Genomic DNA, 24,019 nt, shown 5'->3' on the forward strand with positions numbered 1-24,019 from the left:
GGGATGAGCGCGTCAGTGTGGTGGAAGGGCGGGCGGGTGGGGGAAAAGAGCCCGTCCGGCGGTGAGGACGGGCCAGGCCGCAGGCCGCGATCAGGGACGGCCAGAAGAGAGCGCGCGGGCCTCGGCCCGAGTCTCCACCGCCGGCGCAGACCCAGGCAACGGCCGCCCCGCCGACTCCGTCATGTACCAGACGGCGACCCCGCCGACGACCGCCGCCGCCATCATGTAATAGGCGGGCATCATCACATCCCCGGTGACCCCGATCAACGCGGTGACCACCAGCGGAGTCGTCCCGCCGAAGATCGAGACGGAGATGTTGAAGCCGATGGAGAGGGAGCCGTAGCGCACGGGAGTGGGGAAGAGGGCGGGCAGCGCGGAGGGCATGGACGCCGTGAAGCAGACCAGGAGGAGGCCGAGCGCGGCCATGCCGAGGCCGATGGCCCACAGCGCCCCGTCGCGGATCAGGAGCAGGGCGGGGACGGACAGGAGCAGGAAGCCCGCGCAGCCCGCGGCGATGACGGGGCGGCGGCCGACGCGGTCGGTGAGGGCGCCCACGAACGGCTGGACGCACATCATCAGGGCCATCACGACGAGCACCACGAGCAGTCCGTGCGTCTCGTCGTACTTCAGCTCGCTGGTGAGATAGCTCGGCATGTACGACAGGAGCATGTAGTCCGTGACGTTGAAGACCAGGACGAGGCCCATGCACAGGAGCAGGGCGCGCCACTGGCCCGTCACCATGTCCCGCACCCGCACCTTGGGCCGGGTCTGCTCGTCCTTGTGCGCCTTGTCCAGCTCGGCTGCGAACGCGGGGGTCTCCTCCAGGCGCATCCGCAAGTAGAGGCCGATCAGGCCCATCGGGCCCGCGATCAGGAACGGGATGCGCCAGCCCCAGGACTCCAGGTCGGAAGCGGACAGCAGGGCCGTCATCAGCGTCACGAGGCCCGCGCCGCCGATGTACCCGGCCAGCGTGCCGAACTCCAGCCAGCTTCCGAGGAAGCCGCGCTTCTTGTCGGGCGCGTACTCGGCGATGAACGTCGAGGCGCCCGCGTACTCGCCGCCGGTGGAGAAGCCCTGCACCAGGCGGGCGAGGAGGAGCAGGACCGGGGCCCAGACGCCGATCGAGGCGTACGACGGGATCAGGCCGATCGCGAAGGTGCCGGCCGCCATCATGATCATGGTGAGGGCGAGCACCTTCTGGCGGCCCACGCGGTCGCCGAGCGGTCCGAAGACCATGCCGCCGAGCGGGCGGATCAGAAAGGCGGCGGCGAAGGCTCCGAACGTGGAGAGGAGCTGCGCCGTGGGATTGCCGGAGGGGAAGAAGACCTTGCCGAGGGTCACCGCGATGTAGCTGTAGACGCCGAAGTCGAACCACTCCATCGCGTTGCCGAGCGCGGCCGCCTTCACGGCCCGCCTGACGAGCACGGGGTCGGTGACGGTGACTTCCATGGCGGCCGGTCCTCCGGGGGGCGGACCCGCCGAAGCGTTCTCGGCCGAGGCCGAGGCCGAGGCTGACACGGGGGTCGAGGCGGAGGCGAGAGCCGGGCCGGTGGGGGAGGAGGCCCCGGAGGTGCGGGATCCGACGTGTTGCGCGGTCGGCAAGAGCTCGCTCGCCTGCCTTTCGTGGACGACTTGGACCCCGCGACTTTAGGTGCAGCAAGCATCATTACGGGGGGTCGCGGGTTGATCGCACACAGTGGGCAATAGCGCTGTATTCAGGCTAAACAGGATCACTTCCGGCAGTGGCGGCATGAGCCTCATGTGATCTATGTCGCCTCCGGGCGGTGCAGTCGCACAGGGGGACAGCCGCAGTCCTCGCACGAATGAGCCTCGTACGAGCCTCGTACGAGCGCCGAAGGGGGCCGTGCAGGCGCCGTCGCGGCTCGCGTCCGCCGGGGTCCGGTTGGGCACCGGACCCGAAAAGCCGGTAAAAAGCGGTGTGGCTGCCAGGTGACGTGGGGGTTGCGCGCGTCTCTCCCAAAGGCATGCGAGCCTTTTTGGGTGAGATCAGGGATCTCCTGGCACTGTGAACAGAGAATTTGAACAAGGGTGACGGATGGGGCGGGAGGGCCGACAGGGCGTGGCGAATGTTGAGCACAGGCGACCGGGGGATGCCTTGGGTACGGGGGCATCCGGGACGCCCGATCCAAGGATCGGGGCCGTCCGCGTCGCCCTCTGGCTGATCGCCGCCGTCCTCGCCGTACGGCAGGTGGCCGTCGTCCTGCGCACCCCCAAGGGCGAACGCCTGACCGACCTGGAGACCTGGATCGGGCCGAACGGCGTGCTGCACGTGGCCGGCTCGCTCTACGACGCGGACAAGTTCACCGGCACCCCCTTCGCGGGCCTCGCCCTCAAGCCGTTCGCCAACTCCGCGGAGAACGCCCTCGGCTGGGCCTGGACCTTCGGCACCCTCGGGCTCGTCGTGGTCCTCGGTCTCGTCGCCGCCCGCGCGCTGCCGCAGCCCGTCTCGCGCCGCGTCTCGCTGCTCGCGGCCCCCGTCGCGATCTGCCTCCTCATGCTGTCCCTGCCGGTGCGCAACACCCTGCACCTGGGCCAGACCAGCATCATCCCCGTGCTCCTCGTGCTGTTCGGCTGCTTCGCCGTGCGCGGGGAGCGGGCCTGCGGTGTCCTCATCGGCTTCGCCGCGGCCCTACAGCCCACCGTCCTGCTTTTCGCGCCGCTGCTGTGGTTCACCGGCCGCAAGAAGGCCGCCGGGACCGCGGGCGCCACCTTCGCCGCCGCCACCGCCGTCGCCTGGGCGGCCATGCCGCACGACTCGACGACGTACTGGGTGCACCACCTGGCGGGCGCGGGGCTCGGCGCCAACCCGGACGCCAACGCCAACCAGTCGCTGCACGGCGCCCTGCTCCGCCTCGGCATCGAGGGGCCGCTAGAGATAGGGCTCTTCCTGGCCCTCGGCGCCGCCGTCGCCGTCATCGGGCTGCGCCGCGCGGTGACGTACGCACGCGACGGCCAGTTGCTGCTCGCCGTCGCGCTCACCGGCTGTGTGGCCATCGCGGTGTCCCCGACGAGCTGGCAGCACCAGCTCCTGTGGCTGCTGCTCGCCGTGGTCGGCCGCGTCGGCAGGCGCGCGTCCGACCGGTACGTGTGGCCCATCGCCATCGTCCTGGTGATGACGCTGCCGTCGAAGATGATGCTGCCGAACATGTCGGTCCTCGATCCGCTGCGCGACAACGTCGTCCTGCTCGCCGCGCTCGCCTCGGCCCTGATCGTGCCGTTCCTGTCCCGCACGGCCCCCGAGTACCAGAAGCCGATTCCCACCTCGTACGCCGATCCCGTACCGGCACGCTGGAAGTGGGTGCCGCTGTTCCCGTTCTGGCGGCGCGTCCTGACCCGCCCGAACCTGCTGCTCGAACTGCTTCTGATCCGCGTCGGCTACTCCGCGTACCAGCAGACCCGGCTGGCGGCGACCGGCGGCACCATCTCCGGCGGCCGGGAGCGGGCCGAGACGCACGGCGAGCAGATCCACTCCATCGAGCAGTTCCTGCACATCGACATCGAGCACTGGTTCAACCATCTGACGGCGCGCACCCCCTGGATGGAGAGCTTCTTCAACTTCTACTACACGTCGTTCCACTTCGTGGTGCCGCTGAGCGTCCTCGCGATCCTCTATCTGCGCCGCCCCGCCCAGTACCGCTGGGCGCGCTCCGCCCTCGGCTTCGCCACGGTCCTCGCGCTCGTCGGCTTCTGGGGCTACCCGCTGGCGCCGCCGCGGCTGATGGAGAACCTCAACTTCATCGACACCATCCACGGCCCGCAGGACTTCTCGCAGCCGGACTACGGCACGCTGACGAAGCTCACCAACCAGTACGCGGCGATGCCCTCGCTGCACTTCGGCTGGTCCCTGTGGTGCGGTCTGACCATCGCGATCCTCGCGCCCAAGTGGTGGATGAAGGCCCTCGGCCTGCTGCACCCGTTCTTCACGGTGTGCGCCATCGTCGGCACCGGCAACCACTGGATCCTCGACGCGGTGGGCGGCGCGGCCGTCGTCGGCGCCGGGTTCGGCCTGACGTACCTGCTCCAGGGACCGCGCGTGAAGGAGGTCATCCGGATCGGTACGGGGAAGCAGCCCGCGGTGGCCGGGGCGGTACCGGAGGAGGCGCCCCCCGCCCCGTCGCCGGGGAAGGCGGCGCCGAACAAGGCCAGGGACCCGGCGGCGGAGGTGCCGGACGCGCCGGACGCGCCGGACGCGCCCCTCAGCAAGCCGCAGGGCGCGGCGGGCGACCGTACCCCGAGCTGATCCGGTAGGTGCCGGGCGTCCGGACCGTGAGCCGGGTGAACTCGCCGTGCCGCTCGATGCACGCGCCCCCGGCCCTGAGCCACGGCGAGTACGCGATCCGCACGGTCACCGCGCCCCGCTCCGGCACCCGTACGACCACGTCCGTGCTGGTGGAGCGGACCACGGAGGCGGGCGCCGACACCATCGGCACCGCGTTGCGCACCCGGAGGATCCGCCAGTGCTCGTCCTGCCACACCGGCTCCAGCCACTTCGGCCCGCTGCGCACCAGGGCGGCCTCGGCGAGCGCGGGCCCGTCCGGGCGTCCGGAGGGCAGGACGACGAAGCCGACGGCCCAGCGGTCGAGCCAGGCCCGGTACGTCGCCGCCGAGAACGAACCGTCGTAGAAGAGGCGGCCACGCTCGATGTCGAGCTGGCGGTTCCAGCCGCGCGCCATGTTCACGTACGGCGCGAGCGCGGTGGCCTCGCGGTGGTTGCGGGCGGGCACCACCTCGACCCGGCCCCGGTCGGCGCCGAGCCGCTTCAGCTCCGTCAGGACGCCATGGGTCTCCGTGGCCCAGGCGGGGACGGCCGTGGACACCTGAAGGTCGTCGACGGTCTTCTGCGCCACCCACACCGTCGACAGGACGAGCGCGGTCACGAGCGCGAGGCGGCGGAGCACGGACAGCGCGGGGGTGAGCAGGGCGGCGAGCAGCAGCGCGGGCGCGACGAGTTCGGCGAGGCGCTCGACGTTGGTGCCGATCGGGGAGGGGATCAGATACGTCAGGACGGTCCCCGCCGCGTACACGCCCGCGCCCCAGCGAAGCACCCGCCACTCCCGCGGCCCCGCCACCACGAGGACCAGGCTGAAGAGGGCGGGCGGGTAGATCCGGTGTGCCCACATCAGGTGCTCGCCCTTGAAGGGGAAGAGCAGCGTCGTGAGGCCGACGACCACGACGGGCGGCACGAGCAGGGCCAGGGCGCGCCCCCAGTCCCGTACGAAGAAGTAGCCCGCCCCCGCCACCAGGAGGAACAGGCCCGCCACCGGTGATGCCATGGTGGCGAGCACCGAGCAGACCACCGCGACCGTCAGGCGCTTCTCGCGCAGCAGGGCGAGCACGGCGCCGAGGCCGAAGGCGAGTCCCAGTGCGAACGTGGTGCGTCCGGAGGCGACGTTGCACCACACGGCGAGGGAGGCGAGGACCGCGGGCCACAGCGGGTGGCGCACGCCGGAGCGCTCGATGAGGACGGCGACGAGCCAGGCCCCCGCGACGCCGGAGAGTACCGTGACGGTCTTCACGCCGATCGCCGCCATCAGGTACGGGGATATCAGGCTGTAGTTGGCGGTGTGCATGCCGCCGTACCAGAAGAGGCCGTACGCGGCGGAGCCGTGGTCGTCCGCGAACCTGGCCCAGGCCTCCTGTGCGGCGAGGTCACCGCCGCCGGTGGCGAGGAACGCCGCCCACAGCGCGTACAGGGGCAGGGTGGGCGCGGTCGCGAGGACGGCGACGCGGTGGCGCCGGTAGAAGGAGCGGGCCGCGCGGAAGGGGCTCTTCCGTTCTGTGGGCGAACTGCCGGTCGGGACGATCGAGAGGTCGGCAGAGGCCACGGCCACCGTTTCCGTTCGAAGTCTTGGAGGGGCAAGGGTCACCCCACTAGACGCTCGATGCATCGAAAACGTTGGCGATTGCCGCCGAGTACATGAACATTTGGCGGATTCACCCGCTCAACTGACGCTGACCTGGAGTTCTTTGACCCCGTTGAGCCAGGCCGAGCGCAGTCGGCGGGGTGCGCCGGTCAGGCGCAGGTCGGGCATGGCCTCGGCGAGGGCGTGGAAGATGAGGTCGATCTCGAGCACGGCGAGGGACTTGCCGAGGCAGAAGTGCGGGCCTCCGCCGCCGAAGCCGAGGTGCGGATTCGGGTCGCGGGTGATGTCGAACTCGTCGGGGCGGTCGAAGACCTCGGGGTCGTGATTGGCGGAGGAGTAGAAGATTCCGACCCGGTCCCCCTTCTTGATCCGCGCGTCGCCGAGTGCGGTGTCCTGGGTCGCGGTGCGCTGGAAGGACACCACGGGCGTGGCCCAGCGCACGATCTCCTCGGCGGTCGTCGCCGGGCGCTCACGCTTGTACAGGTCCCACTGGCCGGGGTGGGTGAGGAAGGCGTGCATGCCGTGGGTGATGGCGTTGCGGGTGGTCTCGTTGCCCGCGACGGCGAGGAGGATGACGAAGAACCCGAACTCGTCGGAGTTGAGGTTCCCCTCGTCCTCGGCCGCGACGAGCCGGCTGACGATGTCCTTGGCCGGGCACTCCTTGCGGGCGGCGGCCAGGTTCATCGCATAGCTCACGATCTCCATCGCGGCCTCGGCGCCGACCTCCTCGGTGATCGCGTACTCCGGGTCGTCGTACGCCGCCATCTTGTTGGACCAGTCGAAGATCTTGGTGCGGTCCCCCTGGGGTACGCCGATCAGCTCGGCGATGGCCTGGAGGGGGAGTTCGACGGCGACCTGGGTCACGAAGTCGAAGGAGCCGTCGGCGGCGGCGTTCGCGAGGGCGGCCTCGGTGATCCGGCGGGCGCGGTCGCGCAGGGCGTCCTCCAGGGACCGGATGGCGCGCGGGGTGAACCCGCGCTGCACGATCTGGCGGACCCGGGTGTGCTCGGGCGGGTCCATGTTGAGCATGATCATTCTCTGGACGTCTATCTTGTCGCGGCTGATCGACTCGTTGAAGCGGATGACCGCGGTGTTCAGCGATGAGGAGAACAACTCCGGGTGGGTGGACACGTACTTGACGTCGGCGTGCCGGGTCACCGCCCAGTAGCCCGCGTCGTCGAAGCCGGCGATGCCGGGCCGCTGGGCGATCCAGCGCACCGGCTCCGACTGCCGCAGCCGAGCGAACTCCGGGAAGGGCACGCGGTCGTGCAGGACGTCGGGGTCGGTGAAGTCGAAGCCGTCGGGCAGGGCGGGACAGGACATCGCAGCCAGCTCCAGACGTTCATCTGACGGGCCATCAGGAGGTGGGTACGCAACGTAATAACGGGTTCTACAAGTCGCAAGGCCCATGACGTGATCGATGCGGCCGCTTCGAGTGCGGAGTTGTGCGGGCGTTGCGTGCACGACCCTTGCGGGAGCGGGGTCGGGCTCAGCAGACTGCTGAACAGAACTAGAACGCGTACTAGTTCTCACGCGCGGGCTGCCGGGACGCCCCGCGGGCCGTGGAGGAGAGGACGATCCTGTGGTTGCTGAACCTGTCATCGTCGAAGCCGTACGCACTCCGATCGGCAGGCGCGGGGGCGCGCTCGCCAATCTCCATCCCGCCTATCTCCTGGGCGAGACCTACCGCGAACTCCTCGGCCGCACCGGCATCCACGCCGACTGCGTGGAGCAGATCGTTGGCGGCGCGGTGACCCAGGCCGGCGAGCAGTCCGCCAATCCGGCGCGCACCGCGTGGCTCGCGATGGGGCTGCCGTACGAGACCGCGGCGACCACGGTCAACTGCCAGTGCGGCTCGTCCCAGCAGGCCGCGCACATGGTCGCCGCCATGGTGGCGGCGGGCGTCATCGACGTCGGGATCAGCTCCGGGGTCGAGTCGATGTCACGGGTGCCGCTCGGGTCCGCCTCCAAGCACGGGCCCGGCAAGCCGTTCCCCGACGAGTGGAACGTCGACCTGCCCAACCAGTTCGAGGCGGCCGAGCGGATCGCCCGCAAGCGGGGGCTCACCCGCGAGGACGTGGACTCCCTCGGGCTGATCTCGCAGGAGCGGGCGCGGGTCGCCTGGGGCGAGGAGCGCTTCAAGCGCGAGACGTTCGCCGTGCAGGTGCCCACGAACGAGGCGGAGCAGGCCGCGGGGCAGGGCATGTGGCGGCTCGTGGACCGCGACGAGGGGCTGCGCGACACGTCCATGGAGGCTTTGGGCGGTCTCAAGCCCGTCATGCCCACGGCCGTGCACACCGCGGGCAACTCCTCCCAGATCTCCGACGGGGCCGCCGCGCTCCTGTGGACCTCCAAGCGGACGGCCCGCGCCCTGCGGCTGCGGCCGCGCGCCCGGATCGTCGCCCAGGCCCTTGTCGGGGCCGACCCGCACTTCCACCTCGACGGGCCGATCGACGCGACACGGGCCGTGCTCGGCAAGGCGGGCATGTCCCTGCGGGACATCGATCTGGTCGAGATCAACGAGGCGTTCGCGTCGGTCGTACTGAGCTGGGCCCAGGTCTTCGAGCAGGACCTGGAGAAGGTGAACGTCAACGGCGGCGCGATCGCCCTCGGGCATCCCGTGGGCGCGACCGGGGCGCGGTTGCTCACCACCGCCCTCCATGAGCTGGAGCGGGCGGACAAGGAGTTCGCGCTGGTGTGCATGTGCGCGGGGGGTGCGGTCGCTACCGCGACGCTTCTTCAGCGGCTCTAGCCCTCCCGGGCCGGGGGTGGGTGCGTGTGCGCGGGGCGCGGGGGCTGGGGCCTATCGGCGCTCCGCGCCTCGTCCTCAATCGCCGGACGGGCTTGATCTTGCCGGGGTCGGCTGTCTCTCATCGGTTCGCGGTCGGCAGCGAGGGCGCGGTGGGCGATGAGGGTGGGTGGGTGGGGGACAGCCCGTCCGGCGATTGAGGACGAGCGCGCAGCGCGAAAAGGGCGGCACCCCCGAACCGGGGGTACCGCCCACGCGCTGCTCAAGGCCCAGGGGCCAGGCTCAGTAGTGACCGTTGGCCTGCCAGAAGCTCCACGCGTCGCAGGGGCTGCCGTAGCGGTCCTTCATGTACTTGACGCCCCACTCGATCTGGGTCTCGGGGTTGGTCTGCCAGTCGGCACCCGCGGAGGCCATCTTCGAGCCGGGCAGGGCCTGGACCAGGCCGTACGCGCCGGAGGAGGCGTTCTTGGCGTTGACGTCCCAGCCGCTCTCGTGGGCGACGATGCGGTCGAAGCACTTGAACTGCGCGTCGTCCGAGATCATCCGCTGAGCCACGGCCTTGGCCGAGTCGGACGTCGCGGCCGCCGGAGCGGCCTGGGCGGGGGCCGCAGCGAAGACCATGCCGGTGGCGGCCGCAGCGACGGCGCCGGTGGCGAGAGCCTTCTTCGGGGAAGCGATGCGGCGGAGGAGCGAGACGGACACAGAGGACCTTCCGGTGGGGGACTGGATCGTCGCGGGCATGCCGTGGTCACGCGGACCGTGGGGGGAATGCCTCGGCGCCGAGGCCCTCAGGGGCACGTCGGCGCCGTGCGACTCATCCAGAGAAACAGGGCTGACGCGGCGTGGCAATGCCCCCTCTTACTAGTGGCACTCGCACGAAGACCGGAGGTCCCCCGTGTGATCTGGCTCTCAATGGCCAGGTCAGACCGCCTTTTGGTGCGTACGCGTCAATGGGGCGTGGCTACGGGCCCGGGTAGTAGAGGACCAAAGGCCTGTGGGCCGCTTCACGGACGAGCCGCCCTTTTCCTCACGGAGCGCGCAAACCCGCTCACCGTTCGGACGGCTCGAATGTGACCGGCGTCTCGAACGCGGCCCGCCGGGTGGCCCGGCGCAGTGCCTTCAGGACGGCGGGGCCGAGCGTCAGACTCAGAACCACCGTGACGACGGCGCGCGGCAGGTCCCAGCCGAGCGAGGTGGCCAGGCAGTACGCGAGGAAGCGGCCCAGGTTCTCGCCGACCGGGTCGCCCGGCACGAAGGAGACGCCCGTGGCGAGTCCGCCGATGTAGGGCCAGCCCTGGAGGTTCATCACGACGCCGTAGAGCACGGACGAGACCGCCCCGTACGCCCCGAGGAGGTACAGCTCGGGGCGGCCACGGAGGGGGCCCGCGCCGTTCGGGCGGAGCCGGGAGCGCGAGACGGTGTCGGCGCCCGGCAGCAGGCCCGCCCCCATGCACACCCATCCCATGGCCAGCATCTGGAACGGCATCCAGGGCCCCACCCCGCCCGTCAGCAGCGCGGACGCGAACATTGACACCGCGCCGAGCACGAACCCGAAGCCCGGCCCGAGCACCCGCCCGCTCAGCACCATCAGGAAGAACATCGGCTCGATCCCGGCCGTCCCCGCGCCCAGCGGCCGCAGCGCCGCGCCCGCGGCGGCGAGCACCCCCAGCATCGCGATGGCCTTCGCGTCCAGGCCGACGTCGGAGATGGTCGCCACCACGACCCCGAGCAGCAGCGGAAGCAGCGCCGCGAACAGCCACGGAGCGTCCTGCGCGTGCGCGCTGAGCGACGAGTCGCTGCCCGCGAACAGGGGCCACCCGAAGGCGACCACCCCGACCGCGCTGACGAGCCCCAGGGCGGCCACGGACCGGGGCCCGAGCCGCACGGGGCGGACCTGCCGGTGGGAGTGGTCGCCTTCGGGTGGCGTGCCGGGCGTGCCGGGCGTGCCGGGCGTGGGGGACGGGGACGACGGGGACGACGGGGACCGCGGGGGCTTCGGGGCGTCCGGGGCGTCCGGGGCGTTCGGGGCCTCCGGGGACTTCGGGGCGTCCGGGGACTTCGGGGCGTCCGGGGACTTCGGGGCGTCCGGGGACTTCGGGGACTTCGGGGACTTCGGGGACCTCGGCGGCTTCGGCGGCTTCGGGGCATCTGGGGCATCCGGAGCCTCCGGGGGCTTCGAGGGCTCCGGGGACTCCGGGGACCTCGGGGGCTTCGGGCCGGTCACGGTGTTTCTCCCTCCGCCGCCCGCAGGGCACCCCGCACCTGGGTCGCCGTCAGCCACGGCTGCGGTGCGAGCACCTTGGTCACCTGTGGGGCGAACGACGGTGAGGCCACCACGACGTCCGCCGTCGGGCCGTCCGCCACCACCTCGCCGTCGGCGAGGATCACCACCCGGTGGGCGAGCTCCGCCGCCAGTTCCACGTCGTGCGTGGCCAGGACGATGGCGTGCCCCCGCGCGGCGAGCCCGCGCAGGACCGTGACCAGGCGGGCCTTGGCCCCGTAGTCCAGGCCGCGGGTCGGCTCGTCGAGCAGGAGCAGCGGCGGGCGCGCGGTGAGCACGATCGCGAGGGCGAGGGCGAGGCGCTGGCCCTCGGACAGGTCGCGGGGGTGGGTGTCGTCCGCGATGCCGGGGAGCAGCTCGGCGACCAGCGCCCGGCAACTGCCGGGCGCGGCGTCCGCGTCCCCGTCGGCCGCCGCGCACTCCGCTGCGACCGTGTCCGCGTACAGCAGATCGCGCGGCTCCTGCGGTACGAGGCCGACGTGCCGGATCAGCTCACGCGGCGGCATGCGGTGCGGCACCGCGCTCCCGACCCGCGCCGACCCGGAGGCGGGCGCGAGCAGCCCGACCAGGGTGGAGAGAAGAGTGGACTTGCCCGCGCCGTTGCGCCCCATCAGGGCGACGGTCTCACCGGGGGCGACGGTAAGGTCGACGTGCCGCAGCGCCTCGACACGCCCCCGCCGCACAGCGAGCCGCTCGACCCGCACGGCCGGACCCGCGCCGTCGGCACCGGCTGGCGCGCCCGCGCCCACCCCGCCGCTCCCCGGGGGCACTCCTGCCCCCGCGGGCACCTCCACCCTCGCAAGCCGCTCCCGGAGCCCCGCCGTCCTGCGCCGTGCGTCCCGCACCGTCAGCGGCAGCGGGTCCGCGCCCGCCAGGCGGCCGAGGTCCACGACCGGGGGGTAGACCGGGGAGACGGCCATGAGGGCGGCGGGGTCGCCGAGGACGGGGGGTTCGCCGGGGGCGGCGATGAGCAGGACCTGGTCGGCGTACTGCACGACGCGTTCCAGGCGGTGCTCGGCCATGAGGACGGTGGTGCCGAGGTCGTGGACCAGGCGCTGGAGGACGGCGAGCACCTCCTCCGCGGCGGCCGGGTCGAGGGCCGACGTCGGCTCGTCGAGGACCAGGACGCGGGGGTGCGGGGTGAGGACGGAGCCGATGGCCACGCGCTGCTGCTGGCCGCCGGACAGTGTGCTGATGGGGCGGTCCCGCAGGTCGGCGAGGCCGAGCAGGTCAAGGGTCTCCTCGACGCGGCGGCGCATCACGTCCGGCGCGAGGCCGAGCGACTCCATGCCGTACGCCAGCTCGTCCTCGACGGTGTCGGTCACGAAGTGGGCGAGCGGGTCCTGGCCCACCGTGCCCACCACGTCGGCCAGCTCGCGCGGCTTGTGGGTACGGGTGTCGCGCCCCGCGACGGTCACGCGGCCGCGCAGGGTGCCGCCCGTGAAGTGCGGGACGAGCCCGCTGACCGTACCGAGCAGCGTCGATTTGCCGACCCCGGACGGGCCGACGAGCAGCACCAGCTCCCCCTCGGGGACGCTGAGGTCGACGCCCCGCACGGTGGGCCCCGCGGTCCCCTCGTACCGCACGGAGACGTCCTCGAACCGGATCATGGTCATGAGGGGTTCTCCTCGGTACGGGATGTGCGGGACGTACGGGATGTGCGGGACGTACGCGGTACGCGGGGTGTGCATGGCGTACGGGGTGTGCGGGGACGGTGGCGTTCGCGCACCGGCGCCTCCGCGGGCGGCGGTACCGGTGCCACGAACGCAGGAAGCAGCCCGATCAGGACCGCGGCGGCGGGCAGCAGCGGCAGCTCGGGGGCGATCAGCGGGACGACCCCGGGGTGCAGGGCCCCCGCGTCGCCCGAGTTCGCCGCGATCATCAGGGCGGCCACGGCGGCGCCCGACCCGGCGACGAGCCAGGCGCGCCACCCCCACCGGTCCGGCCGGTAGCGGGTGCGCACCGAGCGGCGGCCGCCGAGCCACAGGCCGCCGAGCGCGGCGGCGGTGCCGATGCCGAGCACCGGCAGGCCGTACGTCGTGCCGTCCGCGGTGAGCAGTCCGTACGTCCCCGCACAGACCCCCATCAGGCCGCCGAGCGTCAGTACCGCCGTCGTCCTGCGCACCCGGGCGGGCACCGCGGCGGTGCGGCCGAAGCCGCGCGCGTCCATCGCGGCGGCCAGCGCGACGGAGCGCTCCAGGGCGCCCTCCAGGACGGGCAGGCCCACCTGGAGCAGCCCCCGCACCCCGCGGTCGGGGCGCCCGCGAAGGCGCCGGGCGGACCGCAGCCGCTGCACGTCGGCGATCAGGTTCGGCGCGAACGTCATCGCCACGACGACGGCGACCCCGACCTCGTACAGCGCACCCGGCAGCGACTTGAGCAGCCGGGCCGGGCTGGCCAGGGCGTTGGCGGCGCCGAGGCAGATCAGCAGGCCCGCCAGGCGCACCCCGTCGTACAGCGCGAACACCACGCCCTCCGCGGTCACCCGGCCGCCGATGCGCACCCCCTGCGCCCAGTCCGGCAGCGGTACCTCCGGCAGCGTGACGATGAGGTGCGTACCGGGGATCGGCGAGCCGAGGACGATCGCGAAGACCAGGCGGATGCCGATGACGACGAGGGCGAGCTTCACGAACGCGCCGTAGGAGCGGGCCCACGGCGCGGACGTGCGGCGGGCGGCGACGACATAGCCGGCAACGCCGATGAGCAGCCCGATCAGGAGCGGATTGGTGGTGCGGGACGCGGCCGTGGCGAGGCCGAGCGCCCACAGCCACCAGGCTCCCGGGTGCAGGGCGTTCGACCGGTGCGCCTGCGGGGCGACGCGGCGCCGCCGGACGCGCGGGAGGGGGGCCGCGTCAGCCACGGCGGCGGCGGGCCTGCCAGACGGCGGCGGCACCGAGCACGACGACGGCCGCGATCCCGGCGAGCAGGCCGACGGAGGGCCCGCCGTCGCCCTCGGAGCTGTCCGCCGCGGAGCTGCCCGCCGCGGTGCTGTCCCGCTCGCCCGCGGACTCCTCGCCCGCCGACTCCTTGCCGGAGACCTGCTCGCCGCAGCCTTTCCTCGGGTAGCCGGAGATGGCGCACAGCAGCGCGTCGCTGTTGTAGCGCAGCGGCTTGGCGACGGCGGCGAGGGCGTCGGCGGTGGTGCCGTCGGAGCCGATCCGCGCGCACGCCGTACGCGTCTTCGGGGGCGTCTCGCCCCCGGGCGCGTCGCCCGGCGTGCCGAAGTCGACGACGACCGCGATCCGCTTGCGGCCGTCGCGATCGGCCGTGTCCGCGCAGATCGCGTCGAAGTCGGCGGCGCCGCGCGGCTTCATGGCGCTGCCCGAGTCGGCTGACACCGCGAACCGGAAGCCCTCCACGTCGCCGTCGTCGGGCCGCGCGACGGAGGGACCCTGCGTGGCGTACACCCACGCGCCGCCCTTGTCCTGCTGCCAGAACGACCAGTAGCGGTAGTCGGCGGCCTGCGCGGGGCTCGCGGCCAGGAGGGCGACGAGCACCGTCAGGAAAGTGGCGAGCGCGGCGGCCGCCGTGCGCGGGCCGCGCCCGGGGCGGCGCGGGCTCACAGCGTGTTCTTCTTCTTGCGGCCGCTGAACAGGATGCCGATGCCGATGCCCGCGACCAGACCGATGCCGACGATCCACCAGACGTTGACGCCGGAGGAGTCGTCCTTCTCGTCCTTGTTCCCCGCCTCGTCACCCGCGTCCACGGCCTGGGGCTTCGGGCCCTGCGCGGTGAGCTGCTCGACGAGGTTCGCGCCGCCGAAGTCGCGGGCGTCCATGCCCGCGGCACGGGCGGCGAAGATGAGCTGCGCGTACGCGGCGGGGCCGCTGTCCTTGGCCCACGCGGCGGAGTTCTCCGCCAGCCACTCGGCCGACTTCTTCGCCTGGTCCTGCTGACCGGCGGCGGCGAGCGCTACGACGGCGTCCGCGGTGTTGCCCACGTCCGGCTTGTCGTCGGCGCCGGGCAGCGAGGAGGTGAGGTGGCCGGACTCGGCGAGGGTCTTGAGGAGGTACCCGGTGCCGTTCCGCGCGGCCTGCGCCGCGTCGTCCGGCTTCGCGCACTTGGGCGCGGCGTCCGCCTTCTCGTCCGCCTTCTCGCCGGCCTTCTTGTCGAGGAGCAGGCCCTTGCCGAGGCCGCCGAGCACACCGGCCGCGGTGGCGTCGGCGTTCGGGGTGAGCTTGCCGGACTTGGCGTCGGCGAGGCCGAAGGCACCGCCGTCCTTGCCGCAGTCCATGGCGAGCTTCGCGAGGGCGTCCAGGGGCGACTTGCCCTTCTGGGACTTCACGGCGGCCGGCTTCTCACCGGCGGCGGCGAAGGCGCCGACGACGATGCCGGTGGAGTTGGCGTCGCTGGGCAGACCCGGGTTGTAGCCCCAGCCGCCGTCCTGGTTCTGCACGGACTTCAGCCAGCCGATGCTCTTCTTCACGGTCTGCGCGGACTTGCCCTGGTCGCCGAGCGCGGCGAGGGCCTGCACGGCGGCGGCGGTGGAGTTCGAGTCGACCTGCGTCTTGGAGCCGCACGGCTCGCTCGCGTCGGCGCGGTACGCGGCGAAGCCGCCGCTCGCGCACTGCTGGCCGGTGAGCCAGTCGACGGCCTTCGCCGCCGGGGTGACGCCCGTGGTCTTCTGCGCGAGGAGGGCGTACGACTGCCGGAACACGCCGTCGAACTGCGGGTCCTTCTTGCCGTAGAGGCCGGACGGCAGCGGGCCCGCGGGCGACGGTGAGGCGTCGTCGGCGAGAGCGGCCGGGGCGGCGGCGGTGCCGAGGGCGGCGACGGCCACGGCCAGGGCGACTGCGCTGCGGCGAACGTTCATGATGCGGCGGGTGCCTCTCCCTGCGGGGAGCCGGGCGGCACGGCACGGGTGGGCACCGGGCGGCTCCGGCTCCGTATACCTCGACGGTGCCGGCCATCGGCGGTCCCGATGACACGAGCCGGTCATGCGGCGGACGAGGCATTCCGGCTTCCCGTGCCGGGCGCCTCTCGGCTCCCGTGCCGGGACACGGCTGCGGGTCAGCGCCGGATTCGCACCGGCTTTCCCTCGTTCACGCATGATGACGACCCGCCCACTCTACCGGCCCGTACGCGGCCACCCCGGGCCCGGCACAGGGCCCGCGCTCGCGCCGGCGGCGGCCCGGCTACTCCGTCGCCGTGTACGCGACGGGCCCGGGGCCGAGCACGGCCTCCGCCCGGCCGAGCTTCACCAGGCGCCGGACATGGGCCTCGGCCTCCGACACGGCGATGTTGCGCGACGCGTACGGGATGTCGGCCCAGGGCCTGTTCCACTCCATGCGCTCGGCGAGCTGCCACGGCGTGCGGGGTTCGGTGAGCAGGGCGCACAGGCCGTCGAGGCGCTGCTCGTGGTGGGTGAGGAGTTCCCGTACGCGGGCACGGGCGCCGGGGAACGCGTACTGATGGGCGGGCAGCACCTCCGCCACACCGAGCCGCCCCAGTTGTTCGAGCGAGTCGAGGTAGTCGCCGAGGGGATCGGTGACGGTGGTGACGGTGGTGTCGTCGGGGTCCTCGTACAGGCCGATGTGCGGGGTGATGCCGGGGAGCACATGGTCGCCGGAGAAGAGCCGCCCGCTGCCCCGGAGCCCGGCCGGGTGGTCCTCTTCCAGGTGCAGGCAGACGTGGCCCGGTGTGTGGCCGGGCGTCCAGATGGCACGCAGCCTGCGTCCTGGCAGGTCGAGGAGTTCACCGGGGGTGATCGTGCGGTCAGGCAGGGCGAGGGAGGGAAGATTCGGGGTGCGGCCCGCGTCCCGCGCGGCGAGCAGGGGGGCGACGTGCGCCGCGGGGGCGCCGGCGGCGGTGAGCTTGTCCGCCATGTAGTCGTACCAGCGCGCGGGCGGATACTCCCGGGTCCGCCTGACCACGTGCGCGTCCGCCTCGTGCAGGGCGATCCAGGCCCCGGAGGCGTCCCGGACCCGCGCGGAGAGGCCGTGGTGGTCCGGGTGGTGGTGCGTGATCAGGACACCCCGCACGTCCGCGACGGCGGCACCGCACTCGGCGAGGCCCGCGACCAGGGTGTCCCAGGACGCCGGGTCGTCCCAGCCGGTGTCGACCAGGACGGGCCCGCTGTCGGTGTCGAGCAGATACACGAGGGTGTGGCCGAGCGGGTTGTCCGGGATGGGCACGCGAATGCTCCACACCCCGCCCCCGTGCGCACTCACCAGCGCGCCGATCGCCTGCGCCATCCGCTTCCCCGCTTTCCTGGTCGGCTCAACTGGGTGCTGCGGCAAGGCCATTGCCCACTATAACTAGAACTGATATCAGTTCTGAAACAACGTCAGAAAGTGCGGCGGGCGTCCCACAGGAGGGCAGTCGGTCATGACCGAGCTCGTGGAACACGGACAGTTGTTCATCGGCGGGAAGTTGACGGACCCGCTCGGCAAGGACGTCATCGAGGTGGTCTCGCCGCACACCGGTGAGGTGTTCGCGCGGGTGCCGCACGCCGCGGCGGCGGACGTCGACCGGGCCGTCGCCGCCGCGCGCCGGGCCTTCGACGAGGGGCCCTGGCCGCGTATGACGCTCGACGAGCGGATCGAGGTCGTGGCGAAGATCAAGGACGGGCTCGCGGTGCGGCACGAGGAGGTCGCCCGCGTCATCAGCTCCCAGAACGGCACCCCGTTCACCTCGTCCGTGATGGTGCAGGCCCTGTCCGCGATGATGGTGTGGGACGCGGCGATCACGACGGCACGCGGGTTCGTGTACGAGGAGGCGCGGGCCGGGGTGCTCGGGCCGATCCTCGTGCGGCGTGAGCCCGTCGGCGTCGTCGCGGCCGTGGTCCCGTGGAACGTCCCGCAGTTCACCGCCGCGGCCAAGCTGGCGCCCGCCCTCCTCGCCGGCTGCCCGGTGGTCCTGAAGACCTCGCCGGAGGCGCCGCTCGACGCCTACATCCTCGCCGAGATCGTCGCGGCGGCGGGGCTGCCGGAGGGGGTGCTCTCGATCGTCTGCGCCGACCGGGAGGTCAGTGAGTACCTGGTCGGGCACCCGGGTGTCGACAAGGTCTCCTTCACCGGTTCCGTCGCCGCGGGCAAGCGCGTCATGGAGGTCTGCGCCCGCAACCTCACCCGCGTCACCCTGGAGCTCGGCGGCAAGTCGGCCGCGGTGATCCTGCCGGACGCCGACGCCGCGGGTGCCGTGGCCGGGATCGTGCCCTTCGCGTGGATGATCAACGGGCAGGCGTGCGTGGCCCAGACCCGCATCCTCGTCCCGCGCACCCGCTACGACGAGTTCGCCGAGGGCTTCGCAGCCGCCGCGAACGCCCTGAAGGTCGGCGACCCCCTGGACCCCGCCACCGAACTCGGGCCCCTCGTCGCCGAGCGGCAGCAGCGCCGCTCCCTCGACTACATCCGGATCGGACAGGAGGAGGGCGCCAAGATCCTGGCCGGGGGCGGGCGTCCGGCCGGGTTCGACCGGGGCTGGTACGTGGAGCCGACGCTGTTCGGCGGCGTCGACAACTCCATGCGCGTCGCCCGCGAGGAGATCTTCGGGCCCGTCATCTGTCTGCTCCCGTACGGCGACGAGGACGAGGCCGTGCGGATCGCGAACGACTCGGACTACGGGCTCAGCGGCAGCGTGTGGACCGCCGACGTCGAGCGCGGCATCGACGTGGCCCGCCGGGTGCGGACCGGCACGTACTCCGTGAACACCTTCAGCCTCGACATGCTGGGGCCCTTCGGCGGCTACAAGAACTCCGGCCTCGGGCGGGAGTTCGGGCCCGAGGGGTACGGCGAGTACTTCGAGCACAAGATGATCCATCTGCCCGCCGGGTACGAGCCGGGCGGTGCCTGATGGGCGACCGCTGGCACGTCGAGGTCGACCGGTCGGTGTGCATCGGCTCCGGGATGTGCGTGAGCACCGCACCGGCCGGCTTCACCCTCGACTCCGCCCGCCAGTCGCACCCCGCGCGGCCCGAGGCCGACGCCGCCGAGGAGATCCTGGAGGCGGCCGAGGGGTGCCCGGTGGAGGCCATCACCATCTCGCTGGTCGGCAGCGGGGAAGTGGTGTTCCCGCCGGAGGAGTGAGGCCCTCCGGGGGGTGCCTTGGCCCCGCCAGGGGCGCGGGGAACTGCGCGAGCAAGCAGCGATAAGTCGCAGGCGCGTCTGCTGGGTCAGTGGGCAGATGCGTCTGCGGCTTTTCTTGGGCTGGGCGCGCAGTTCCTCGCGCCCCTTTCGGGGCGCCCGGGGGCGGGTCTTTTGAGGGGCCCGGGCCCGGCCTGCTACGGCGTCTCGGGCGCCGTCAGGTCGATCAGCCTGCACACCGTCTCGATGTCGATCTTGACCTGGGCGATCGAGGCGCGCCCGGACAGCCAGGTGATCAGGGCGGAGTGCCAGGTGTGCTCGATGACCCGCACGGCGGAGAGTTGCGCGGGCGTCGGCTGCCCTGCCAGGCCCATGGCGTCCAGGATGATCGTGGTGGTGAGCCGCGAGACGGTGTCCACCTCGGGGCTCACCGACCGGTCGGCGAACGTCAGGGCGCGCACCATCGCGTCCGCGAGGTGCGGCTCGCGCTGCAGCGCCCGGAAGGCCCGCATCAGCGTCTCCGCCACCCGCTCGGCGGGGCGCTCACCGGCCGGGGGGCGCTTGCGCAGGGTGGTGTGCATGTGCTGCAACTGGTCCTGCATCGTCGCGACGAGCAGATGCACCTTCGACGGGAAGTAGCGGTAGAGCGTGCCGAGGGCGACGCCCGCGGCCTCGGCGACCTCCCGCATCTGGACGGCGTCGAAGCCGCCGCGGCTGGCCAGTTGGGCGCTCGCGTGCAGGATGCGGCGGCGCCGGGCCTCCTGGCGTTCGGTGAGGGGCGGCGAGGCCGGATCTGTCGCGCTCGCTCCGGCCGTTCTCGCGTCAGCAGTCATAGTTCCGTCGCCCCGTCGGTCCCGTTCGCCCCGTCAGTCCTGTCGCCCCGCAGGGCCGCCCGCATGCTCCGCCCCGCAGGGCCCGCCCCGCAGGGCCCGCCCACCGTACGGGCCCGCCCGCGGGACCGCACAGCATGGCAGCACGGCCGCCGTGGCGCGAATCACCTGTTCCGGGGCCTTCCCGCCCGGCTACCTGCCGGTAGATTCGAGCGGGTCCGGCGATCAAGGGCGATCATGAACAGGAACAAGTCTGAAACTTGTTCTACATTACCGTCCCGGCGTAATCTCGCGGACAACTGAAGGCAGAAGGGGGCCGAGAGTGACCGCTGAGGCCATGGAGGCGGGTCCCCTTCCGGGGGCGGTGCCGGGCACGTCGCCGCGGGTACCGGCCGGAACGGCCGCCGACGGCGGGACCGCGCTGCGCATCGCGCTCCTCACGTACAAGGGGAACCCGTTCTGCGGCGGCCAGGGCGTCTACGTACGGCACCTCTCGCGCGAGCTCGTCCGGCTCGGCCACCGCGTCGAGGTCATCGGCGCACAGCCCTACCCCGTGCTCGACGAGGGCGAGGACCTCGCCGGACTCGGCCTCACCGAGCTGCCGAGCCTGGACCTCTACCGCTCACCTGACCCCTTCCGCACCCCCAAGCGCGATGAGTACCGCGACTGGATCGACGCCCTCGAAGTGGCGACGATGTGGACCGGCGGCTTCCCCGAGCCCGTCACCTTCAGCCTGCGGGCCCGCCGCCATCTGCGCGCCCGGCGCGGTGAGTTCGACGTCGTGCACGACAACCAGACGCTCGGGTACGGCCTCCTCGGCGACCTGGGCGCCCCGCTGGTGACGACCATCCACCACCCCATCACCGTCGACCGCCGCCTGGACCTCGACGCCGCCCCCGACTGGAAGCGCCGCGTCTCCGTGCGCCGGTGGTACGCGTTCACACGGATGCAGAAGCGGGTCGCGCGCAGACTGTCCTCGGTCCTCACGGTCTCCGGTACGTCACGTCAGGAGATCGTCGACCACCTCGGCGTACGGCCCGACCGGATCGACGTCGTGCACATCGGCGCCGACACCGACCTCTTCTCGCCGGACCCCTCGGTCGCCGAGGTGCCGGGGCGGATCGTGACGACGTCGAGCGCCGACGTCCCGCTGAAGGGCCTCGTCCACCTCGTCGAGGCCCTCGCGAAGGTCCGTACCGAGAACCCGGCCGCGCACCTCGTCGTCGTCGGCAAGCGCGCCGAGGACGGCCCCGTCGCCGCCGCCATCGACCGCTACGGCCTCGGTGACGCCGTCGACTTCGTCAAGGGCATCACCGACGAGGAACTCGTCGACCTGGTCCGCTCCGCGCAGATCGCCTGTGTGCCTTCCCTGTACGAGGGGTTCTCGCTGCCCGCCGCGGAGGCGATGGCGACGGGCACGCCGCTGCTCGCCACGACCGGCGGCGCCATCCCCGAGGTGGCGGGCACCGACGGCGAGACCTGCGTAGCCGTGCCCCCCGGCGACGCGGAGGCCCTGGCCGCGGGCCTGAACCGCCTCCTCGGCGACCCCGCGCTGCGGGCCCGCCTCGGCGCGGCGGGCCGGGAGCGGGTCCTCAGGAAGTTCACCTGGGCCCGGGCCGCACAGGGCACGGTGGAACGCTACCGCGAGGCGATCGCCCGCGAAGCGGCAACCGCCCGCGCGGCGGGCAGCGGCCCGGCCCGTCCGACGGGCACCGGCCCCGCCCGCCCCGCAGGCGCCGCGGCCACGGAAGACCCCGGCCCCGCGCCCGGCGGCCCCGGGCACCCCACCTCCAAGTCCCCCGCCCTGGCGCCCACGCCCGAAGGAAGCAGGACCCCGTGCTGACCGTCGACTTCACCCGCTTCCCGCTGGCACCGGGGGACCGGGTCCTGGATCTGGGGTGCGGGGCAGGGCGGCACGCCTTCGAGTGCTACCGGCGCGGCGCCCGGGTCGTCGCGCTCGACCAGAACGGCGAGGAGATCCGCGAGGTCGCCAAGTGGTTCGCGGCGATGAAGGAGGCCGGTGAGGCGCCGGCGGGCGCGACGGCCACCGCGATGGAGGGCGACGCGCTGAACCTGCCCTTCCCCGACGAGTCCTTCGACGTCGTGATCATCTCCGAGGTGATGGAGCACATCCCCGACGACAAGGGCGTGCTCGTGGAGATGGTGCGGGTGCTCAAGCCGGGTGGCCGGATAGCGGTCACCGTGCCGCGCTACGGCCCGGAGAAGGTGTGCTGGGCGCTCAGCGACGCCTACCACGAGGTCGAGGGCGGCCACATCCGGATCTACAAGGCGGACGAACTCCTCACCAGGATGCGGGAGTCGGGCCTCAAGCCGTACGGCACCCACCACGCGCACGCGCTGCACTCACCGTACTGGTGGCTCAAGTGCGCCTTCGGCGTCGACAACGACAAAGCGCTGCCGGTGCGGGCGTACCACAAGCTGCTCGTCTGGGACATCATGAAGAAGCCGCTGGCGACGAAGGTCGCCGAGCAGGCCCTGAACCCGCTGATCGGCAAGAGCTTCGTGGCGTACGCGACGAAGCCGCACCTGCCCAGTGGGGCGGCGCCCGCCGACGCGAAGGCCGGGGCGTGACGAGTCCCGAGCGCACCGAACACCTGGTCCTGCCGGGCGTTCTGACGGCCGATCAGGCGATGGCGACGGTCCGCGGCATCCTCGCCGTGCAGCGCGAGGACGGCGCCATCCCCTGGTTCCGCGGCCACCACCTCGACCCCTGGGACCACACCGAGGCCGCCATGGCCCTGGACGCGGCCGGCGAGCACGCGGCGGCCGCCCGCGCCTACGAGTGGCTTGCCCGGCACCAGAACACGGACGGCTCCTGGTACGCGGCGTACGCCGACGGCGAAGCGGACGCCGTCACCGACCACGGCCGCGAGACCAACTTCTGCGCGTACGTGGCCGTCGGCGTCTGGCACCACTACCTGAGCACCGGCGACGAGGCGTTCGTCGACCGCATGTGGCCGGTGGTCGTGGCGGCCGTGGAGTTCGTCCTCGCGCTCCAGCAGCCCGGCGGCCAGATCGGCTGGAAGCGTGAACCCGACGGCACCGCCGTCACGGACGCGCTCCTCACCGGCTCCTCGTCCGTGTACCAGGCGCTGCGCTGCGCCCTCGCCCTCGCGGAGCTGCGCGACGACCCGCAGTTGGACTGGGAACTGGCCACGGGCGCCCTCGCCCACGCCGTCCGCAGGCACCCCGAGCGCTTCCTCGACAAGGACCGCTACTCGATGGACTGGTACTACCCGGTCCTCGGCGGCGCCCTCACCGGCGCCGAGGCCAAGTCCCGCATCGAGGAGGGCTGGGACCGCTTCGTGGTGCCAGGACTCGGCGTGCGCTGCGTGCACCCCAACCCGTGGGTGACCGGCGGCGAGAGCGCCGAACTCGCCATCGCCCTGTGGGTCCTCGGCGAGTCCGACCGGGCCCTGGACATCCTCAAGTCCATCCAGCACCTGCGGGACGCGGAGTCCGGTCTGTACTGGACGGGCTACGTCTTCGAGGACGCGGCGATCTGGCCGGTCGAACTCACCACGTGGACGGCGGGTTCACTGCTGCTCGCGGTGGCCGCGCTCGGCGGCGACGACGCCACCTGCGCGGTGTTCTCGGGCGAGGAGCTGCCCGCCGGACTGGACCCGGACTGCTGCGCCTAGCCGCCGGGCGCGGCGCCCGGCGCCCGGCTCAGTACCGGCGCAGCTTGCCCGCGACGGCGTGCCCCACGACGGCGTACACCACCGCCGCCAGGCCGTACCCGCACACGACCCGAGCCCATCGCTCGTCGAAGGTGAACAGGTCGTGCGACCAGCCCGCCAGCCAGCGGGCCACGTCGTGCACGAACTGCACCAGGTCGTTGCCGCGGTTCGCGTCCAGGAGGTCCATCAGGATCCACAGGACGAGGATGGCGGCCATCACGTCGGCGACGAGGACGATGATCCGCGCCGCTCCGTCGCTGCCGTTGGTCGAACGCCGGGTGGTGCCTCGTGTCAGGGGAGACATGGGTACCGGGTACCTGGCCCGGCGCCGTTGAAACCCGGACGGGGGCGCCCGGCCGGCGGGGTGGCGGGCCCCGGGCGAGGCTGCTGCGGGGAAAGCCGTCCCCGTCCCCTCCGGGAGGTCTCCGTGTTCTCCTCCGCACCGGCCGCCGCGGCCCGCCAAGGGCTGACTCCCGAAGCGGCCAGACCCGGCTGACGGCCTGTCATTTCACTTGTGTTCACCCGGAGTTGGTGATTCCTGGGGAGAGA

Annotated in this window: 19 protein-coding genes; 7 read left to right on the forward strand and 12 right to left on the reverse strand. The window is 72.6% G+C overall.

Going from position 1 to position 24,019, the window contains the following annotated elements; translation table 11 throughout:
• Positions 1 to 90 precede the first annotated feature (90 nt).
• Positions 91 to 1,449, reverse strand: coding sequence for a glycine betaine/L-proline transporter ProP (proP, locus tag IG78_RS0134960; RefSeq protein ID WP_051853225.1), 1,359 nt, complete (start codon positions 1,447 to 1,449; stop codon positions 91 to 93).
• A gap of 631 nt (positions 1,450 to 2,080) precedes the next feature.
• Between proP and IG78_RS0134965 the strand changes: the two genes are divergently transcribed.
• On the forward strand, positions 2,081 to 4,261 hold the full coding sequence (locus IG78_RS0134965; RefSeq protein ID WP_225882427.1) for a bifunctional glycosyltransferase 87/phosphatase PAP2 family protein: 2,181 nt from the start codon (positions 2,081 to 2,083) through the stop codon (positions 4,259 to 4,261).
• On the opposite strand, the gene IG78_RS0134970 is transcribed toward IG78_RS0134965, so the two are convergent.
• Together IG78_RS0134970 and IG78_RS0134975 are read right to left on the reverse strand one after the other, a co-directional pair.
• Positions 4,218 to 5,846, reverse strand: a complete 1,629-nt coding sequence (locus tag IG78_RS0134970; RefSeq protein WP_030571537.1) for a hypothetical protein — start codon at positions 5,844 to 5,846, stop codon at positions 4,218 to 4,220. The genes IG78_RS0134965 and IG78_RS0134970 overlap by 44 nt on opposite strands.
• Before the next feature lie 117 nt (positions 5,847 to 5,963).
• Positions 5,964 to 7,208: a cytochrome P450 gene (locus IG78_RS0134975; RefSeq protein WP_030571540.1), complete on the reverse strand. Its 1,245-nt coding sequence runs from the start codon at positions 7,206 to 7,208 to the stop codon at positions 5,964 to 5,966.
• Between the two features lie 259 nt (positions 7,209 to 7,467).
• Here IG78_RS0134975 and IG78_RS0134980 point away from each other — a divergent pair, with 259 nt between their 5' ends.
• Positions 7,468 to 8,637 carry a steroid 3-ketoacyl-CoA thiolase gene (locus IG78_RS0134980; protein ID WP_030571543.1) on the forward strand — a complete coding sequence of 390 codons (1,170 nt, stop codon included), beginning with the start codon at positions 7,468 to 7,470 and terminating at the stop codon, positions 8,635 to 8,637.
• Positions 8,638 to 8,916: 279 nt separating this feature from the next.
• On the opposite strand, the gene IG78_RS0134985 is transcribed toward IG78_RS0134980, so the two are convergent.
• The 7 genes from IG78_RS0134985 to IG78_RS0135015 all read right to left on the reverse strand — a co-directional run bounded on the left by IG78_RS0134985 (position 8,917) and on the right by IG78_RS0135015 (position 17,109).
• The gene (locus IG78_RS0134985; RefSeq protein ID WP_030571546.1) at positions 8,917 to 9,336 is read right to left on the reverse strand and encodes an aggregation-promoting factor C-terminal-like domain-containing protein; all 420 of its coding nucleotides are present in this window, start codon (positions 9,334 to 9,336) and stop codon (positions 8,917 to 8,919) included.
• Positions 9,337 to 9,682: 346 nt separating this feature from the next.
• Positions 9,683 to 10,519, reverse strand: a complete 837-nt coding sequence (locus IG78_RS0134990; protein ID WP_037687313.1) for an ECF transporter S component — start codon at positions 10,517 to 10,519, stop codon at positions 9,683 to 9,685.
• Positions 10,520 to 10,854: 335 nt separating this feature from the next.
• On the reverse strand, positions 10,855 to 12,525 hold the full coding sequence (locus tag IG78_RS0134995; RefSeq protein ID WP_030571552.1) for an ABC transporter ATP-binding protein: 1,671 nt from the start codon (positions 12,523 to 12,525) through the stop codon (positions 10,855 to 10,857).
• Between the two features lie 2 nt (positions 12,526 to 12,527).
• Positions 12,528 to 13,775, reverse strand: coding sequence for an energy-coupling factor transporter transmembrane component T (locus IG78_RS0135000; RefSeq protein ID WP_030571554.1), 1,248 nt, complete (start codon positions 13,773 to 13,775; stop codon positions 12,528 to 12,530).
• The gene (locus IG78_RS0135005; RefSeq protein ID WP_051853228.1) at positions 13,768 to 14,478 is read right to left on the reverse strand and encodes an SCO2322 family protein; all 711 of its coding nucleotides are present in this window, start codon (positions 14,476 to 14,478) and stop codon (positions 13,768 to 13,770) included. Before IG78_RS0135005 ends, IG78_RS0135000 begins: the two co-directional genes overlap by 8 nt.
• Positions 14,475 to 15,728 (reverse strand): SCO2321 family membrane protein, encoded by a 1,254-nt coding sequence (locus tag IG78_RS0135010; protein ID WP_030571560.1) that lies wholly within the window; start codon positions 15,726 to 15,728, stop codon positions 14,475 to 14,477. Before IG78_RS0135010 ends, IG78_RS0135005 begins: the two co-directional genes overlap by 4 nt.
• Before the next feature lie 322 nt (positions 15,729 to 16,050).
• Entirely contained in the window at positions 16,051 to 17,109 is a 1,059-nt protein-coding gene (locus tag IG78_RS0135015; RefSeq protein WP_030571563.1) for a Strvi_7410 family MBL fold metallo-hydrolase, read from the reverse strand.
• A 133-nt stretch (positions 17,110 to 17,242) separates the two neighbouring features.
• Between IG78_RS0135015 and IG78_RS0135020 the strand changes: the two genes are divergently transcribed.
• Both IG78_RS0135020 and IG78_RS0135025 read left to right on the forward strand, forming a co-directional pair.
• Entirely contained in the window at positions 17,243 to 18,709 is a 1,467-nt protein-coding gene (locus tag IG78_RS0135020) for an aldehyde dehydrogenase (RefSeq protein ID WP_030571566.1), read from the forward strand.
• Positions 18,709 to 18,942 (forward strand): ferredoxin, encoded by a 234-nt coding sequence (locus IG78_RS0135025; protein ID WP_030571569.1) that lies wholly within the window; start codon positions 18,709 to 18,711, stop codon positions 18,940 to 18,942. Before IG78_RS0135020 ends, IG78_RS0135025 begins: the two co-directional genes overlap by 1 nt.
• A gap of 194 nt (positions 18,943 to 19,136) precedes the next feature.
• On the opposite strand, the gene IG78_RS0135030 is transcribed toward IG78_RS0135025, so the two are convergent.
• A complete protein-coding gene (locus IG78_RS0135030) occupies positions 19,137 to 19,772 on the reverse strand; it encodes a TetR family transcriptional regulator (RefSeq protein ID WP_030571570.1) in 636 nt (211 codons plus the stop codon).
• 319 nt (positions 19,773 to 20,091) lie between these two features.
• Between IG78_RS0135030 and IG78_RS0135035 the strand changes: the two genes are divergently transcribed.
• Genes IG78_RS0135035 through IG78_RS0135045 form a run of 3 tightly spaced genes read left to right on the forward strand, consistent with a single transcriptional unit; the run spans position 20,092 to position 23,431 of the window.
• A complete protein-coding gene (locus IG78_RS0135035; RefSeq protein ID WP_030571573.1) occupies positions 20,092 to 21,612 on the forward strand; it encodes a glycosyltransferase family 4 protein in 1,521 nt (506 codons plus the stop codon).
• Positions 21,606 to 22,361 carry a class I SAM-dependent methyltransferase gene (locus IG78_RS0135040; protein ID WP_030571574.1) on the forward strand — a complete coding sequence of 252 codons (756 nt, stop codon included), beginning with the start codon at positions 21,606 to 21,608 and terminating at the stop codon, positions 22,359 to 22,361. The genes IG78_RS0135035 and IG78_RS0135040 overlap by 7 nt, the downstream gene beginning before the upstream one ends.
• On the forward strand, positions 22,358 to 23,431 hold the full coding sequence (locus tag IG78_RS0135045) for a prenyltransferase/squalene oxidase repeat-containing protein (protein ID WP_030571577.1): 1,074 nt from the start codon (positions 22,358 to 22,360) through the stop codon (positions 23,429 to 23,431). Before IG78_RS0135040 ends, IG78_RS0135045 begins: the two co-directional genes overlap by 4 nt.
• Positions 23,432 to 23,459: 28 nt before the next feature.
• Here the strand turns inward: IG78_RS0135045 and IG78_RS43155 are convergent, their stop codons facing one another.
• Positions 23,460 to 23,774: a hypothetical protein gene (locus tag IG78_RS43155; protein ID WP_030571579.1), complete on the reverse strand. Its 315-nt coding sequence runs from the start codon at positions 23,772 to 23,774 to the stop codon at positions 23,460 to 23,462.
• Positions 23,775 to 24,019: the final 245 nt, after the last annotated feature.

It is taken from the genome of Streptomyces aureocirculatus (assembly GCF_000720475.1).
In the GTDB taxonomy this organism is placed as follows: Bacteria; Actinomycetota; Actinomycetes; order Streptomycetales; family Streptomycetaceae; genus Streptomyces; species Streptomyces aureocirculatus.

What these genes read in the sequence shown, in the direction of transcription:
- IG78_RS0135025 (WP_030571569.1), top strand. Translation starts at nt 18,709, where the DNA reads ATGGGCGACCGCTGGCACGTCGAGGTCGACCGGTCGGTGTGCATCGGC.
- proP (WP_051853225.1), bottom strand. Translation starts at nt 1,449, where the DNA reads ATGGAAGTCACCGTCACCGACCCCGTGCTCGTCAGGCGGGCCGTGAAG.
- IG78_RS0135020 (WP_030571566.1), top strand. Translation starts at nt 17,243, where the DNA reads ATGACCGAGCTCGTGGAACACGGACAGTTGTTCATCGGCGGGAAGTTG.
- IG78_RS0135010 (WP_030571560.1), bottom strand. Translation starts at nt 15,728, where the DNA reads ATGAACGTTCGCCGCAGCGCAGTCGCCCTGGCCGTGGCCGTCGCCGCC.
- IG78_RS0135030 (WP_030571570.1), bottom strand. Translation starts at nt 19,772, where the DNA reads ATGACTGCTGACGCGAGAACGGCCGGAGCGAGCGCGACAGATCCGGCC.
- IG78_RS0134975 (WP_030571540.1), bottom strand. Translation starts at nt 7,208, where the DNA reads ATGTCCTGTCCCGCCCTGCCCGACGGCTTCGACTTCACCGACCCCGAC.
- IG78_RS43155 (WP_030571579.1), bottom strand. Translation starts at nt 23,774, where the DNA reads ATGTCTCCCCTGACACGAGGCACCACCCGGCGTTCGACCAACGGCAGC.
- IG78_RS0134995 (WP_030571552.1), bottom strand. Translation starts at nt 12,525, where the DNA reads ATGATCCGGTTCGAGGACGTCTCCGTGCGGTACGAGGGGACCGCGGGG.
- IG78_RS0135015 (WP_030571563.1), bottom strand. Translation starts at nt 17,109, where the DNA reads ATGGCGCAGGCGATCGGCGCGCTGGTGAGTGCGCACGGGGGCGGGGTG.